At 70.1% G+C, this 15,199-nt stretch carries 13 protein-coding genes; 9 read left to right on the top strand and 4 right to left on the bottom strand.

Translation table 11 applies throughout. The annotated features are described in order from the left end of the window. Positions 1 to 2: 2 nt before the first annotated feature. The 3 genes from VF632_RS06635 to VF632_RS06625 all read right to left on the bottom strand — a co-directional run bounded on the left by VF632_RS06635 (position 3) and on the right by VF632_RS06625 (position 4,084). Positions 3 to 1,007, bottom strand: a complete 1,005-nt coding sequence (locus VF632_RS06635) for a Ku protein (RefSeq protein ID WP_331022079.1) — start codon at positions 1,005 to 1,007, stop codon at positions 3 to 5. A 552-nt stretch (positions 1,008 to 1,559) separates the two neighbouring features. Further along, a complete protein-coding gene (locus tag VF632_RS06630) occupies positions 1,560 to 3,308 on the bottom strand; it encodes a HEAT repeat domain-containing protein (protein WP_331022078.1) in 1,749 nt (582 codons plus the stop codon). A 32-nt stretch (positions 3,309 to 3,340) separates the two neighbouring features. Further along, positions 3,341 to 4,084 carry a polyprenol monophosphomannose synthase gene (locus VF632_RS06625; RefSeq protein WP_331022077.1) on the bottom strand — a complete coding sequence of 248 codons (744 nt, stop codon included), beginning with the start codon at positions 4,082 to 4,084 and terminating at the stop codon, positions 3,341 to 3,343. Positions 4,085 to 4,178: 94 nt separating this feature from the next. Here VF632_RS06625 and VF632_RS06620 point away from each other — a divergent pair, with 94 nt between their 5' ends. The 9 genes from VF632_RS06620 to VF632_RS06580 all read left to right on the top strand — a co-directional run bounded on the left by VF632_RS06620 (position 4,179) and on the right by VF632_RS06580 (position 14,615). Then, a complete protein-coding gene (locus VF632_RS06620; protein WP_331022076.1) occupies positions 4,179 to 5,375 on the top strand; it encodes a glycosyltransferase family 4 protein in 1,197 nt (398 codons plus the stop codon). 101 nt (positions 5,376 to 5,476) lie between these two features. Further along, the gene (locus VF632_RS06615; RefSeq protein ID WP_331022075.1) at positions 5,477 to 6,973 is read left to right on the top strand and encodes a hypothetical protein; all 1,497 of its coding nucleotides are present in this window, start codon (positions 5,477 to 5,479) and stop codon (positions 6,971 to 6,973) included. Positions 6,974 to 7,092: 119 nt separating this feature from the next. Next, on the top strand, positions 7,093 to 7,719 hold the full coding sequence (locus tag VF632_RS06610; protein WP_331022074.1) for a hypothetical protein: 627 nt from the start codon (positions 7,093 to 7,095) through the stop codon (positions 7,717 to 7,719). Between the two features lie 170 nt (positions 7,720 to 7,889). Beyond that, positions 7,890 to 8,789 (top strand): class I SAM-dependent methyltransferase, encoded by a 900-nt coding sequence (locus tag VF632_RS06605; protein WP_331022073.1) that lies wholly within the window; start codon positions 7,890 to 7,892, stop codon positions 8,787 to 8,789. After that, positions 8,786 to 9,916 (top strand): glycosyltransferase family 4 protein, encoded by a 1,131-nt coding sequence (locus VF632_RS06600; RefSeq protein ID WP_331022072.1) that lies wholly within the window; start codon positions 8,786 to 8,788, stop codon positions 9,914 to 9,916. Before VF632_RS06605 ends, VF632_RS06600 begins: the two co-directional genes overlap by 4 nt. Beyond that, complete coding sequence (locus tag VF632_RS06595) at positions 9,913 to 12,327, top strand: YfhO family protein (RefSeq protein WP_331022071.1); 2,415 nt, start codon at positions 9,913 to 9,915, stop codon at positions 12,325 to 12,327. The genes VF632_RS06600 and VF632_RS06595 overlap by 4 nt, the downstream gene beginning before the upstream one ends. Continuing rightward, positions 12,324 to 13,253 carry a lysylphosphatidylglycerol synthase domain-containing protein gene (locus tag VF632_RS06590; RefSeq protein WP_331022070.1) on the top strand — a complete coding sequence of 310 codons (930 nt, stop codon included), beginning with the start codon at positions 12,324 to 12,326 and terminating at the stop codon, positions 13,251 to 13,253. Before VF632_RS06595 ends, VF632_RS06590 begins: the two co-directional genes overlap by 4 nt. Positions 13,254 to 13,360: 107 nt before the next feature. Continuing rightward, positions 13,361 to 13,909 (top strand): hypothetical protein, encoded by a 549-nt coding sequence (locus VF632_RS06585; RefSeq protein ID WP_331022069.1) that lies wholly within the window; start codon positions 13,361 to 13,363, stop codon positions 13,907 to 13,909. A gap of 208 nt (positions 13,910 to 14,117) precedes the next feature. Continuing rightward, positions 14,118 to 14,615, top strand: coding sequence for a GreA/GreB family elongation factor (locus VF632_RS06580; protein ID WP_331022068.1), 498 nt, complete (start codon positions 14,118 to 14,120; stop codon positions 14,613 to 14,615). A 72-nt stretch (positions 14,616 to 14,687) separates the two neighbouring features. On the opposite strand, the gene VF632_RS06575 is transcribed toward VF632_RS06580, so the two are convergent. Then, the gene (locus tag VF632_RS06575; RefSeq protein WP_331022067.1) at positions 14,688 to 15,128 is read right to left on the bottom strand and encodes a DUF6174 domain-containing protein; all 441 of its coding nucleotides are present in this window, start codon (positions 15,126 to 15,128) and stop codon (positions 14,688 to 14,690) included. Between the last annotated feature and the right edge of the window lie 71 nt (positions 15,129 to 15,199).

Raw genomic sequence — 15,199 nt, 5'->3', positions numbered from 1 at the left:
GTTCAGGCGGCCTTGCGCTTCTTGCTGCTGCTGGCGCGCGGCTTGGCCGGCGCGGCGGAGCGGGGCGAAGGCTTGCTGGCCGAGGCCGCCTTGCGTGGCTTGGCGGCAGACTTCGCCACCGCCTTGGGCGCGGCTGCGGGCTTGGCCGCGGCGGGCTTCGGCGCCTTGGCCGCGGGGCGCTCGGCCTCGTCCGCGTCGTTGGCGCCACCGGTCGTGGCTTCGACGCTGCGCTTGAGCAGCGACATGATGTCGATCACGTCCCCGCGCGCCTCGCCCACCTCGGGCACCGGCGACTCGTCGGGCTCGTTGGTCTGGCCGCTGTCGATGCGCCCCTGGATCAGGCCCATCAGGTCTTCGCGATACGTGTCGTGGTACTTCTCGGGCGACCACTCGGCCGTCATGCCCTCTACCAGGCGCTCGGCCATCTCGATCTCGCGATCGTTGACGCCCATGGCCTGCAGGTCTTCGCCCGGCACCTCCAGGTCGTCGGTGGCGCGGATCTCGTCGGCGAAGCGAAGGATTTCCAGCACCAGCACGTTGCCCTGGGGCACCACGGCCGAGAGGTACTCGCGCGAGCGGATGACCACCTTGGCGATGCCCACCTTGCGGGTGCGCTTCAGCGCCTCGCGGAGCAGCGCGTAGCCCTTGGCGTTCTTGCCAGTTGGCGCCAGGTAGTACGGTTTGTCGTAGAACACCGGCTCGATGTCCTCGAGGTCCACGAAGTCGGTGATCTCGACGGTCTGCGTCTTTTCGGGGTTGGCCCGGAGCAGGTCTTCGTCGCTGAGCACGACGTAGTGGCCGCTCTCGTACTCGTAGCCCTTGACGATCACGTCGCTCTCGACCTCTTCGCCGGTGGCCTTGTTGTACTTCCGGTAGCCGACGGGCGAGAGGTTGCGGCGGTCGAGCTGACGGAAGCTCAGGTCGTTGGTCTTCTCGGCGGAGAAGAGGCCCACCGGAATGTGGACCAGGCCGAAGCTGATGCTTCCTTTCCAGATTGCGCGTGCCATCTCGTTGGCTCCTGGGTCAGATGGGACTCGGGCCAAGCGCAATCCCTGAACCAATGCGTATAATATACATTATGTAAACTAAATCATGTGGAGAAGTGTGGATAAAGGCGGGAGCGCTGTGGATTGCGGGATTTGCCACTGGTTGGGGGGTGTTTCAGGCGGGAGATCGTGCCACAGGTGGCGCGTCGATCCGACACGAGAGTTCGGAACCGCGACAATGCCCCGCTGCCACGTTTCGGCCTCAGGAGACGACGTCCCGGCCGTCATCGGCACGCACGGGATCGGCTCCCGGTGTCATCCCGATGGAGCGGCGACGACAGACCTGCCTTCACACCGGAGATGGCAGCGACTGAGGGATCCGCCACACACTCGTCGCAGCGCGCTCAGGATCAGCCCGCATCACGCGAGCTGTGTGGCGGATCCCTCAGTCGCTGCGGAGGGTGGTGTTCGGGCGAGGATGCGGAGGGCGCTCCTTCGGGATGACAGAGCGGCTTGAGGCACGCAACCGAAGCCTCGCGGGATCTTTGCGAGGCTCTCGGCTGTCAGCCGCTCTCAGAGGCTGGCCAGCAACCTCTTCGCTTCCTCTGCCAACTCGTCGCGGCCCGTGGCGACCGACTGCAGCGCCTCGCGGGCGCCCGGCGTGCGGATGCGGGCGATGGCCTGCAGGGCCGCCATCTTGAGGCGCGTCACCTTGTTGAGCGAGAACAAGGAACGCTTGTTCACCACCCCCAGCAGCCCCGGCAGCGCCTCGGCCGAGCCGATGCGGCCCAGCGACTGCGCGGCGAGCGCCTGCAGCTCCTCGTCGCTCCCGTCGTTCAGCACGCGCGCCAAAAACGGAACGGCCGCGGTCTCGCCCAAGCTGCCCAGCCCCTGCACCGCCTCGCGGCGCACCACGCGCTCCGGGTCGCCCAGCAGGTCCACCAGCACCCGCAGCGACCCGCGCCCGCCCAGCGCCGCCGCGGAGCGCGCCGCGTCCGCGCGGATCCCCGCGTCGGCGTGCCGCGCCGCCTCGGCCGCCCAGCGCCGCGCCACCTCGGGGTCCACCCCCGGCCCCCCGGCCAGCTCCAGCAGCGTGCGCACCCGCACCGGGTTGGGGTCCTGCACCGCGTGCGCGATCAGCCGGTCCGCCGTTCCCTCCGCCGCCAGCAGCGTGCGGAACGCGTCGGACCGCGACTCGGCGTCGGGCGAGCGGTGGATGAAGCCCTCCAGCATCAGCAGCGCGTCGCCGCCCGTAAACGCCAGGAAGCGCAGGATGCGCTCGCGCTCAATGCGGCCGTGCCCCAGCAGCTCCACCAGCCGCTGCAGCGTCTCGGCCGAGCCCACCCGGCGGATGGCCTGCAGCGCCGAGTCGCGGAACAGGCGCGTGCGGTCCGGCCGCTGCGCCTCGCGCACCAGGGCGTCGAGCACCTCCACGGCCTCGGCGTGCGCGTCGGAGCGAAGCAGCTGCACCGCGGCGCGCACCGCCGTGTCGGCCAGCTCGTCGAACCGCGACACGTTGTCCGTTGCAGCCAGCAGCCGCGGAAGCGCTTCGGCCTGCTCGTCCGCCGAGGCCGAGGTGCGGAAGAAGTGGAACATGTCGTTGACGGGCGGCTCGTCGCGCCCGTGCTCCCCCGCCCCACGCGACGGCGAAGCGGGGCTCCCTGGGCTGCCCGGAGGGCGCGCGAGAAGGGCGTCCGCGTCCAGGATCTCGAACTCCCCCAGCTCCGTGCTCTCGAAGTCGCTGTCCGACCACGCGCCCGGCGTCACGGGTTCCACGACGGCCGGAGCCGGCGCGTCCACCGTGACAGATGGCGCCTCGGCGGGAGCCGACCGTGTCTCGGCGGGCGACGGCTGTGCGGGAGCAGCGGCGGAGGGCGGTGGTGAGTCGGCCGCGGGCGCAGCGGGGGTGCGAGGGGCGGGCTTGTAGACCTCGGCCGAGGAGGTGCTCAGGTACACGCCGTACGGGCGCGCGGCCGCCATCGCCCCGACGATTCCGCCTTCGCCCAGCTCGCCGGTGCCGCGGGCGAGATGAAAGAAGGTGTCCTGCAGGTCCGCCGCGCGCGCGTCGGGGGTAAAGCCGATGCGGTTTACCCGCAGGGTGATCAGGTGCCCCGCCGCGCGCAGCACCTGTGGATCCACCCCGCCCACGAGCTGGCCCTTGTGGGTGAAGCCGGTGAACTGCACGTCCAGCACCAGGCTCTTCTGCCCGGCCAGCACCTCCGCCAGGGCCGCGTGCGCTTCGGCGGCGCGGGCCGCGGGGTCGCCGTCGCGCAGCACGGCGGCGGCCAGGGCACGGACGAAAGCGGGCGCGGACTCGTGCATTCGGTATCGGCGGAAGAGAAACGGGGTCCGGCTCAGGCGCGCAGCGCGGGGCGGCTTTCCAGCCTCCCGGTGGCGGCCAGAAAGCGCAGCCGCCAGACGCGCCACACGGCCTCGCGGACGATCTTCTTGCTCATCTTGCTCTCGCCCAGGTCGCGGTCCACGAACATGATGGGAATCTCGCCCAGGCGGAACCCCTTCTTCCAGGCGCGAAAGCTCATCTCGATCTGGAACGCGTAGCCGTTGCTTTCCACCCGGTCCAGCTCGATGGACTCCAGCACCTGCCGCCGGAAGCACTTGAACCCGCCGGTGGCGTCGGCGATGGGCAGCCCCGTCACCCATCGTGCGTACGAGTTGGCGAAGTAGCTGAGCAAAAGGCGCCCCATCGGCCAGTTGACCACGGTGACGCGGCCGTGGAGGTAGCGAGACCCCAGCACGAGGTCGTAGTCCTGCACCGCTTCCAGGAACTGGGGAAGGTGCGCCGGATCGTGGCTGAAGTCCGCATCCATCTCGAAGAGGATGTCGTACTTGCGCTCGATCCCCCACTTGAAGCCGGCGATGTAGGCCGTTCCCAGCCCCAGCTTTCCGGCGCGGTGGATGACGTGCACGCGCGGCTCGGCCGCGGCGATCTCTTCGGCGAGGCGGCCGGTTCCGTCGGGCGAGTTGTCGTCGACCACCAGGATTTCGAGCCGCTCATCGCGGGAGAGAACCGACGGAACGAGGCGCGGAAGGTTCTCGCTCTCGTTGAAGGTCGGGATGATGACGAGGGCGCGCTGCAAACGTCCGAAACGCGTGGGGAGTGCTTGTATTTGCTGGGAAAAGCCCCTAGTTTGGGCAGATGCACAACCTATCGCGGCGCTCCCCCTCCCACAAGTGAAGGTACTGTACCTGGTCTCGGCCTATCCGCGAGACCCGGACGACGTCATCACGCCCTGGATGGTGGAAACCATCCGCCGGCTGCGGCCGCTGGGCGTGGACGTAGAGGTGCTGGCGCCCGCCTACCGCGGCCTGCGCGCGCAGACGGTGGACGGCGTGACGGTCCACCGCTTTCGCTACGCGCCCCGCCCGTGGGAAACGCTCACCCACGACCAGACGGCGCCCGACCGCATCCGCGAGAAGCCCGCGTTCCTGGGCCTCGTCCCCGGCTACGTGGCCTCCGGGTCGCTCGCCGCCGCGCGGCTGGCGCGCACGAGGCGCTTCGGCGTGGTGCACGCCTTCTGGCCCCTGCCCCACGGGGTGATCGGGCTGGCGGCCAAGCGCGCGTCCGGCGTGCCGCTGGTGTCCACGTTCTTCGGCGTGGAGCTGACGTGGATGGAAAAGGAGCTGCCGTTCCTTTCCCCCGTGCTGCGGCGCATCGTGCGCGGCTCCGACGCGGTGACGGCCATCTCCACCTACACCGCGGGCCGGCTGAAGCGGCAGGTGCCCGGGGCGGACGCGGCCATCATCCCCTTCGGCGCAACCGTGGAGCCGCCGGTCCGGCTTCCGCCCGCGCGCACGGACCCCGCGGCCCCCTTCGAGCTGCTGTTCGTCGGACGGCTGGTGGAGCGCAAGGGCGTGCACCTGCTGCTGGACGCACTGACCACCCTCGCGCCGGAGCGCCCCGTCCTCCTCCGCGTGGTGGGAGAGGGCCCGGAGCGGCCGCGGCTGCAGGAGCAGGCCGTGCGGCTGGGGCTGGGCGAGCGCGCGATCTTCCACGGCTTCGTTTCCCAGGACGAGCTCAAGGCGCGCATCGCGGCCTGCGACTGCTTCGTGCTTCCCGCCGTGGTCGACGCCAAGGGCGACACCGAGGGGCTGGGCGTGGTGCTGCTCGAGGCGATGAGCTACGGCAAGCCCACCATCGCCAGCGCGGCCGGCGGCATCGTCGACATCGTCCGCGACGGGCGCAACGGCTTTCTCGTTCCTCCCGGCGATGCGGGCCCGCTGGCGAACGCGATTACGCGGATGATGGACGACCCCGCGGCGGCCCGGGCGATGGGGCTGCACGGGCGCGAGGACGTGGAGGCCGGCTTCTCGTGGGACGTGATCGTGGGGCGGCTGGCGGAGGTATACCGGCGGGTGGCGGGGCGCTGATCAGGGCCCGGTTCCCTGTCATGACTCGCTGGTTTGAAACGTTTGTTCGTGTTAGATTTTTCTCTTTCCGCAACCATCCCTTCCCCGCTCCATCGATCACCATGCGTTTTCATCAACTCCGTACTCCGAAGCACGTCCGGATCGCCGTGGGCGCGCTCAGCCTGCTGGTCGTGTCGCTGGTGGCCAGCGCGTGCGAGAACCCGGGCGGAACGAAGAAGCGGGAACCCGCCGGCATCCGCGTGGTTTCCGGGGCCGGCGTCACCGACACCGTGACTGCCTTTCTCCCCCAGCCGCTGATCGTGGAGGTGCGCGACAGCGCCGGCGAGCTGCGGGAGGGGATCTCCGTTCGGTTCGAGTCGAGCGTGGAACGGCTGCGGGGATTTGACCAGCCGACGCTGCTGCTGAGCGCGGCGGCACCAGACCCCTACCAGGGGGCGGCGACCGCCGTGACCGACGCCACGGGCCGCGCGGTGATGCGGGTGCGGATGGGAGTCGTCGCCGCCGCCGGGACCGTGACCATCACCGCGCCCACGCTGGGCCTGGCCGGCTCGGCCTCGTTCACGATCAACGCGGGCGCTCCCGCGCAGCTGACGGTGAGCCCCGCGGATACCGCGGTCTTCGCGGGGGGCAGCTACGCCCTGCGCGTCGGCGCCACCGACCGGTGGTGGAACGCGATCCCCACCCCGGCGCATTCGACCACCTCGTCTGCGACGTCCGTGGCGACCGTGAGCGGCGCCACGGTGAGCGGGCAGGCGGTCGGCCGGGCGACGCTCACTCTCTCGGCGGGCGCGCTCAGCCGGACCGTGGCGGTGAGCGTGGTTCCCCAGGGATACCTGCTGGCCGTCGGTCCGGACGGCGTCTACGGCTTCAACCTTGACGGCTCCAGCTACAAGCGCATCGTGGCCATGAGCGCCACCCGCTCTCCGCGGTGGTTTCCCGGCGGGCAGATGTTCGTCTTCAGCACCCAGCACATCGGCCACGCCTTCGTGTCGGACCTGAACGGAACCACCCGCCCGCTGGTGCAGGGCACGAATCCCCTGGCGGGGGAGGTGTGGCCGCACCCCTCGCGCGACGGGCAGTGGGTGTACTTCGGCGGCTACAACAACGTCTCCCGCGGCTATCCCTACCGGGTTCGCGCGGACGGCACGGGGCTGCAGCTGGTTCCCGGTTTCGTGGCCAACGACCGCACCCAGGGGTATCCCACGACCTCCCCGACGGGTGACCGGGTGGCGTACTTCCTCGAGGCCAGCAGCAGCCGCGACGTCACCATGCGCATCCTGAACATGCAGACGGGGCAGCTGGTGCTGCAGAACGTGCTCGGCCACACCCCGGAATGGTCCCACGGCGACACCATCGCCTACCTCGACGTAAACGGGAACTCGAACGGACCCATCCGCCTGATGTCGTCCGCGGGAGCGGGCGATCGGCAGGTGGGCAGCGGGAGCTATGCGTTCGGCATCGACTGGTCTCCCGACGACCGCTGGATCGCCGGCTACGACGTTGCCAGCCGCCGCCTGGAGGTCGTTCAGGTGGCGACCGGGCTTCGCATTCCCCTGCCCTATTCGGAAGCGCTCAGCGAGCCCGCCTGGCGGCCCTAGCGTCCGGGGACCGGCGCGGGAGGGCGCGCACCGCCGCCTGCGTCCCGGTCTCCTGGCCTGAAGCGTTGTTCACCAGTGCGCCGGACCTGCCGGCGCCCGCGTCCACAGTCGAACCGACCATGCGCAACTGCCTGCGGCTGGCTGCCGCCCTGTCGTGCGCCGCCCTCACCGGCTGCTCGTCGTCGTCGACCGGTTCAGACGGCACCGGGAGCGACCCCTTCACCAGCAATACGATCGGCAAGTACCAGGCGTTCACCGACGGAGGCGGCACCTGGTCGGTGGCCAACGGCGTGCTGAGCGGCCGCGGCACCGCCGAGCACAACGTGCTGGTGCGCACGGGCACCCGGATGAAGACGGGCTGGGTGGAAGCGAAGTCCGACGCGGCGGACGACGGCGGCCTGGTCCTTCGCTTCGTGGACAACCAGAACTACGTGCTGCTGGCCTTTCGCGACGACGCCCAGAGTCCCTGGTTCTACGGAAACAACCTGGCGCTGTACACGCGCGTGGGCGGGGACTTCGACGAACTTGCCTCGCTCAACGTCGCCTGGCCGCGCGGCACCCCGCACACGGTTCGCCTGGAGGCGGGCGACGGCGAGCTGCTGATCTACTTCGACGGCACCTTGCTCGAGGCGGTTCCCATGCCCGCCGACACCCCGGCCGAGGGCGCGATCGGCGTTCGCCACTACGGCGAAGATCCCGCCTGGACCACGCGCATCGACGAGCTGCGCTGGGACCTGGACGGCTAGCCGCGGCCGCTCCGGGCACGCCGCCCTCCCGCGCGCGGGGCTTTGCGCGTAGAATACCCCCTCTCGCGAACGCATCCCGCGTGGCGAGGAGGGGGTTTTCGGTTCCCGGCCGGCCGCTACGGGGCCGCCGCGCCCCGATCGGCCTTCGCACGCACCGCCCATCCGCACTCGTGACGACCCAAGCACGCGTCAGCCGCACCGACACCTCCGCCGTCGAGCCCCGCTACCTGGCGGCGCTCGAGGCCGAGCGCGCCGGCTGGTGGAACTCCGAGAACTTCGACACCTGGAAGAACCTGTACGTCAGCGAGTACGCGCGCGGGTTCTACGTGGTCGACACGCTGCAGAAGTACGTTCCCGGCTTCGCCACGGCGGGGGCGCGGGTGCTGGACATCGGCTGCGGCGACGCGGGGGTGCTCATTGCCTTCGCCGAGCGCGGCGCTCGGTGCGCGGGGATCGAACTCGACGAGAAGAGCCTGGCGCGCGGACGGCTGCGGGCGGAGGAGCACGGCGTGGAGGTGGAGCTGCGCAGCGGCATCGCCGAGGCGCTGCCCTGGCAGGACGGGTCGTTCGACCTGGTGATCCTGGACAACGTGCTGGAGCACGTGACCGACCGCGAAAAGACGCTGCTGGAAATCCGCCGCGTGCTGAAGCCGGGCGGGCTGCTGTACATGGTGACGCCCAAGCCGTTCTCGGCGTACAGCCTGTGGAACGATCCGCACTACGACCTGGCCGGCCTGGTGCTGATGCCGCGGCGGATGCAGATCTGGTACTTCGAAAAGCTGCGCGGCGGCGGCGAGGGCACCTACGACGTGGGGGTGATCCCCACCCGCCCCACGCTCAAGCGGATGCTGCGCGCCGCGGGCTTTTCCATCGAGGTGCCGCCCCGCGAGCTGTGGGTGCACTACCTGCGCAACCGCATCGCCCGGCCGGAAGAGGTGAGGCCGGGGCTGAAGCGAACGCTGGCGGGGTACTTCGGGTCGCGCCGCTGGCCCTTCCAGAACCCGGCGATGCGGCTGATGTGGGACGTGGCCATCGGCAGCAACTTCTTCATCGCGCGCCGCGACCCGTGAAGCCGCGGGTTCTTCACGTCATCTACGACGACCCGGCCAACCCCTGGGTGGCGGGCGGCGGCGCCGTCCGCGTCTTCGAGCTGTACCGGCACCTGGCGGACGACGTCGAGGCGACCGTGGCCACGGGGAGCTACCCCGGCGCCCGGGACGAGACCGTGGACGGGGTGCGCTACCTGCGCCTGGGCGCGGCGGGCCCGTACGCGTGGAGCCGCCTGACGTATGCCCGCGCGGCCAACGCCCTGCTGAGGTCGGCGGAGTACGACGCGGCGGTGTTCGATTTTTCCACCTACACCCCCGTCTTCGTCCCCACGGACCGCCCCGCGGGCATCACCGTCCACCACGTGAGCGGCCCGACGGCGCGGGAGCGGTGGGGGCGGGTGCTGGCCCCCGCCATCGGCCGGCTGGAGACGTCGATGATCCGCCGCGCCGCGCGGCTGAGCGCCACCTCGCTGGCCACGCGCGACCTGCTGCGGACCATCGCGCCGGGCGTGCCCATCGACATGGTGTACGCCGGTGTGCCCGACGAGCTGTTCGCCCTCCCCCGGCGCCCGGAAGAGTACCTGCTGTACTTCGGGCGGCTGGACGTATTCCAGAAGGGGCTGGACACCCTGCTGCAGGCCTTCGCCCTGCTGGTGCGCGGCCGGCCCGCGCTGGAGCTGCGGATCGCCGGGCGCGGCAAGGACGCCGACCGGGTGGCGGCGATGTCGCGCGAGCTGGGCATCGACCGCAGCGTCCGCATGCTGGGCGCCGTCAGCGAGGGCGAGCGCCAGGCCCTGTTCGCCGGTGCCGCCGTACAGCTGATGCCCTCGCGCTTCGAGGGCTTCGGCATGGTGGCCGCCGAGGCCATGGCCGCGGGCGTACCTCTCGTGGCGGCCGCCGCGGGGTCGCTCCCCGAGGTGGTGGACCCGCCCCGCGGCGGCGTCACCGTCCCCGCCGGCGACGCGGCCGCGCTGGCCGCCGCCGCCGCGCGGCTGCTGGACGACCGCGCCGCGCGCGATGCCCTGTCGGCGTCGGCGCGCGTATCGGCCGAGCGCTTCCGCTGGAACGCCGTGGCGGCGGACCACCTGCAGTTCATCCACCGAATCGCCGAGGGGCGCCCCGCGTCCCGTTCCCGAGCATCCCGATGAAGAAGACCGCTCCCCCGCCCCGCCGCCCGCCGCTGGGCACCCCCGCCGAGACCGAGCCCCAGCTGGGCGCCGGCTGGGCCGCCGCGCTCTACTTTGCGCTGGCGCTGCTGTACTTTCTGCCCGCGTTCCTTCCCGGGCGGCACATCTTCGGGACCGACTACACGCAGTCCGGCTTCTTCTACTACGACTTCATCACCCAGAAGACCGGTTCCGGCGGATTGCCCGGGTGGGTGCCGCACGTGTACGGCGGGGTGCCGCTCTTCTCCAATCCCGGCAGCACCTACTATCCGGTGCGCTGGCTGGCGGACTTCGCCGGCTCCACCCGGCTGTTCTTTCCCCTGCTGTTCTGGATCCAGTTCGGAATCGCGGGGTGGGGGATGTACCTGCTGGGGCGGGAGCTGGGGTGCCGCAAGTGGGTGGCGTTCGTGGTGGGGCTGGCCTTCCAGTGGACGGGCATCCTGACGTCGTGGGTGTACGCGGGCCACGACGGGCGCATCATCGTGGTCACCCTGGCGCCCCTGCTCTTCTACTTCCTTCACCGGGGGATCCGCACCGCGGCGGTGGCGCCGTTCGTGGGCGCGGCGGCGACCGTGGGGATGGCGCTGCTCTCGTTCCAGATCCAGAACGCATACTACCTGCTGCTGGCGGCGGGGGTGTGGTCCGCGTTCCTGCTGGTGTCGCTGCGCGTGCACCGCGAGCCCGCGCGGCTGGGGAAGGTGGCGGCGCTGGGGATCGCGGCGGTGGCGTTCGGGTTCGTGACGGCGGCCGTCAACTTCCTCCCCTTCCAGAACTACGTCGACAAGTCGCCGCGCGGCATGACGGGCGGGCGCGGATACGAGTACTCCACCTCGTTCTCCATGCCGCCGCGCGCCGTGCTGGGGCTGGCCGTGCCCGAGCAGGTGGGCGCCAACGTGCAGAACGAGCGCGGCGAGTACGTGTTTCCCGTCTACCGCGGCGAGAACGCCTTTCGCCTTCACACGGAATACGTGGGCGCGCTGGTGATGGTGCTGCTGGCGCTGGGCGCGTACTACTCGCGGCGCAACCGCTACTGGTGGTTCTTCGCGGGGCTGGGGCTGTTCGCGCTGACGCTGGCGCTGGGCGGCAACACGCCCCTGTACAAGCTCTACTACGACGTGCTTCCCGGCCTCAAGCGGTTCCGCGCGCCCGACCTGGCGTACTACGTCCTGAGCTTCTCGCTGATCTGCATGGCCGCGATCACGCTGGAGCGCCTGGCGGAGCTGCGCGCCGCCCGGGGCGAACGGCGTCCGGGGACGGATGCCACGGACGACGCGGGAGCGGTGCTGTGGATCGGGGCCGGCGTGGTGGGCGTCGCCGTCCTGGGAGCGATGTTCCTGGGCAGCGGCGCGGCGGGGATGGCGGAGGGCACCAGCGGCCTGACGCCGTCGCAGGGGTGGATGCGGTTCGCCCTGTTCGCCGCGGCGGTGGCGGGAACGATCTGGGCCTGGTGGGAGCGGAAGCTGTCGAGCGTGGCGGCGATGGCGCTGCTGTCGCTGATCACCGTGGCCGACCTGTGGATGGTGGGAAAGAAGTTCTTCCAGACGATGGACGCGCCCGAGGTGGCCTACGCCCCCGACGACGTGACCTCGTTCCTGATGCAGCAGCCCAAGCCGTTCCGCTACTGGTCCGTTCCCGGGCAGAGCGCCTGGCCGCGGTTCATCAACCAGCCGATGTGGTTCGGCCTGGAGAGCGCGGCGGGCGAGCACGGCAACCAGCTGCAAAGCTACAACGAGTTCGCCGGGGCCGGCACGCAGACGTACGTCGACTTCCACAACTTCGCCGACCCGCGCTTTCTGGCGGCGGCCAACGTGCGGTACCTGGTGATCTCGGCCCAGGTGCAGATGCCGTGGCTGCGCGAGGTGTTCCGGGGCGAGCAGGCCATCGTGTACGAGAACGCCCTGGCCCTGCCCCGCGCCTACCTGGCCGAGCGCGTCACCGCCGTGCAGGGGCCCGCGCAGTCGCTCGCCGCCCTCCAGGACACCACCTGGGACCCTCGCACCACGGCGGTCGTGGAAACCACGGGCGCGCCGCCCGTGGGTGCGGGGCCGCTGCAGGGGAACGCACAGGTGGTGAGCCACGAGCCCGACCGCGTGGTGGTGCGCACGACGGCCAACCGCGCGGCGTACCTGGTGCTGGCCGACAACTGGTACCCGGACTGGCGGGCCACGGTGGACGGTCGCGAAACGCCGGTCTACAAGACCAACCACACCTTCCGCGGCCTGGTGGTGCCCGCGGGCACCCACACGGTGGAGTTCACCTTCCGCTCGGCCGCGCTGCACACCGGCTTTTCCATCTACCTGGCCTGCCTGGCGCTGCTGGCGGCGTACGGCGCCTGGCTGCTGTTCCGCCACCGCCGCCGCGGGGCCGCGGCCGTGGAGGCGACGGACGCGTGAAGCGCTCGCCGGCCCTGCGCCGGGCCGTCGCGTTCCTCCTGGTCGCCGCCACGGTCTGGTACCTGGCGGCGACCATCCATTCGCACTGGGCCGAGCTTCGCGACTTCGACTGGCGGGCGAACCCCGCCCTGCTGGCGGCCAGCGTGGCGGCCCACGTGCTGGTGCTGGCGTGGGGGGTGTGGGTATGGAGCCGGGTGCTGCGCCACTTCGAGCATCCGCCCGTGCGGCTGGGCGCGCTGCAGCGCATCTGGTTCCTTTCCAACCTGGCGCGCTACGTTCCCGGCAAGGTCTTCCAGTTCATCGCCGTCGCGCAGCTCAGCAGGTCGGCGGGGCTGTCCGGCGCCGTGCTGCTGACTTCCATGCTGGTGCACACGGGAATGTCGCTGCTCTCCGCCGTGGTCGTGGCGTCGTGGACGGTCACGGGCGGCATCTTCCGCGGCGTCCACCCGCTGTGGCCGGCCCTCGCCCTCTCCGCGGGCGCTATACTCGCCGTGCACCCGGCCTTCCTGAATCGCCTCCTTTCCACGATCCCGCGCCTGCTGAAGCGCGAGGTGATCCGCTGGAACGGCGGGTGGATCGATGGCTTGATGCTGCTGGGCCTGTCGATCGTGAGTTGGCTGCTGTACGGCGCAGCCTACCACCTGTTCATCGCGTCGCTGATCGACGCGCCGTGGTCGCTGATGCCGGCGCTGACCGGGGTGAATGCGCTCTCGTTCGTGTTCGGCTACGTCTCGCCGCTGCCGGGGGGCGCGGGGCTGCGCGAGGTGTCGATGAAGATGCTGCTGGAGCCGTACATGGCTTCGGGCGTGGCGGCGGTGCTGGCCATCGCGGCGCGCCTGTGGACAATCGCCGCCGAGTTGCTGGGCGGTGCCGCCGCGGTGATGCTGGCGCGGCGGACGACGGACGCGCGCACGGTGGAGCCGTAGCGCCCCGTCTGCGCTTGCCCAGAAGTTTTGGGTGTGATATTCTGCAATTATCGTCCCCTTCGGGGCGGTTGCCCGTGTGTGGGCTTCACCTTCCGTATGAGAGACCAATGCGCTTTCTCGTTCCGTTGATGAGCGCGTCGATGTTCCTGCCGCTGATGGCGTGCAACTCGCCCACCGCTCCACCCGAGGTTCTAATGGTGGAAAGCTTCAACATGGAAAACTCGGGGTTGTACAAGCTGAACTACACGGGGTTCGTGAATTGGGACGTGACGTCCGGCAGCGTGGACTTGGTGGGCACGGCGCCCTTCGACGACTTTCTGCCCAAGGCGCAGGGCCTTTACGTAGACCTGGACGGCACGACGAAGGCCGCGGGAACCCTCCGCTCCAAACAGCGTTTCGACCTGAAGCCGGGCACCTACCGGCTCGAATTCAGAATGTCGGGCACGCCGCGGCCGAACCAGCCGCCGAACACCATGCGGATTTCCGTGGGGAGTGCGTTCAGCGAAACCGTTACCCTGCAAAGTTACGCCCCGCTGACGACGTTCGCGCGGACATTCCGGGTACGCTCTACCCAGCAGGCGCACCTCGAGTTCGCGCATGCGGGCGGGGACGACTACGGCAACTTTATCGACGACATCCGCTTCGAACGGCTCTGAGCAACGCGGCGGATGCGCGGTGCAAGGCACCTGGCAGGGGCGCAGGCGACATGATCGCCTTCGCCCCTTCACTTTCCGCAGGCCCCTTCCCCCGCTGCGCCCTCACGCTGGCGGGCTCCCATCCCCTCCACAGTAGCGCGCTCCGACGGGTTGCGGTTACATTTGCCCCCTTTGCCGCACGTGGACCGTCCATCATCGGAACCGCTACATGCTCGACGAGCTGAAGAACAGACTGGGTGAAGAGATCGAGCGCCTGACGCACGAGCTGCAGGTGGTGCTTCCCGAAGCCATCAAGAAGGCCGTGGAGCACGGCGACCTGCGCGAGAACTCCGAGTACAAGGCGGCGCTCGAGCGGCAGCAGTTCATCCAGGCCCGGCTGAACCACCTGACCATGCGCGCCGGCGAGCTGTCGAAGATCGACCTGTCGCAGATCCCCGCCGACCGCGTGGGCTTCGGCTCGCGGGTGACGGTGACGGACATGCGCACGCGCGAGCAGGAAGTGTTCACGCTGGCCTTCGGCGACTTCATCGACAAGGACAACCTGGACAGCGGGCAGATCTCGATGGCGTCGCCGCTGGGGCAGCAGCTGATGGGCAAGAAGAAGGGCGACAAGGTGAGCATCCAGCTTCCCCGCGGCGAGCGCAAGCTGCACGTAAAGGAAGTGGTCACCCTCCCGCAGATGCTGGACAAGGCCGAGACGGCCTGAGCCGATCGTTCGTCCAGGAACGCGAAAGCCCCGGCCGAGCAGCCGGGGCTTTCGCGTTTCACTCAGGTGCGTTCAGGGAACCCGTTGCACGCTGCCGACGGAGTACCGTACGCCCGCGTCGTTGGCCAGCGTGCCGATTTCCGCCTCGGTGGGGTAGCCCAGCGACGAGTGGTACTTCACGTCCAGGTACGTCCCTTCGTCCGCCGCGGCGTCGATCGCATCGAACAGCTCGTCGATCGTGGGGATGCCCTGCGCCTCGGGCCCGGTAACCGGGCTGCCGGTCTGCGCATCCTTGACGGACACCACGTGGTCGTCGCGCACCTCCACCACCACCGCGCCCAGCGGCACGCAGAAGCAGGTGCGCGCAAAGGTGAAGCGGTAGTCGTCCAGGTTCTGCGATTCCCAGCGGCGGCGCTGGGCCGCCACTTCGCCCTCTTCGTCGCGCGGAAGCAGGAACGGCCGGGCGCAGCCGGACAGGGTCAGGGCAAGCAGCAGCGGAGTGAGGATCTTCATCGTCGGGCGGCGGAAAAGGGAGCGGATACCCTCGTTTCTTGCCCCTGAGAACGTGCGACGCCGATTGGTCC

The organism is Longimicrobium sp., from assembly GCF_036388275.1.
Taxonomy (GTDB): domain Bacteria; phylum Gemmatimonadota; class Gemmatimonadetes; order Longimicrobiales; family Longimicrobiaceae; genus Longimicrobium.
Note: the sequence above shows the minus strand (reverse complement) of the source record. Positions and strands in the feature narration are given on the sequence as shown.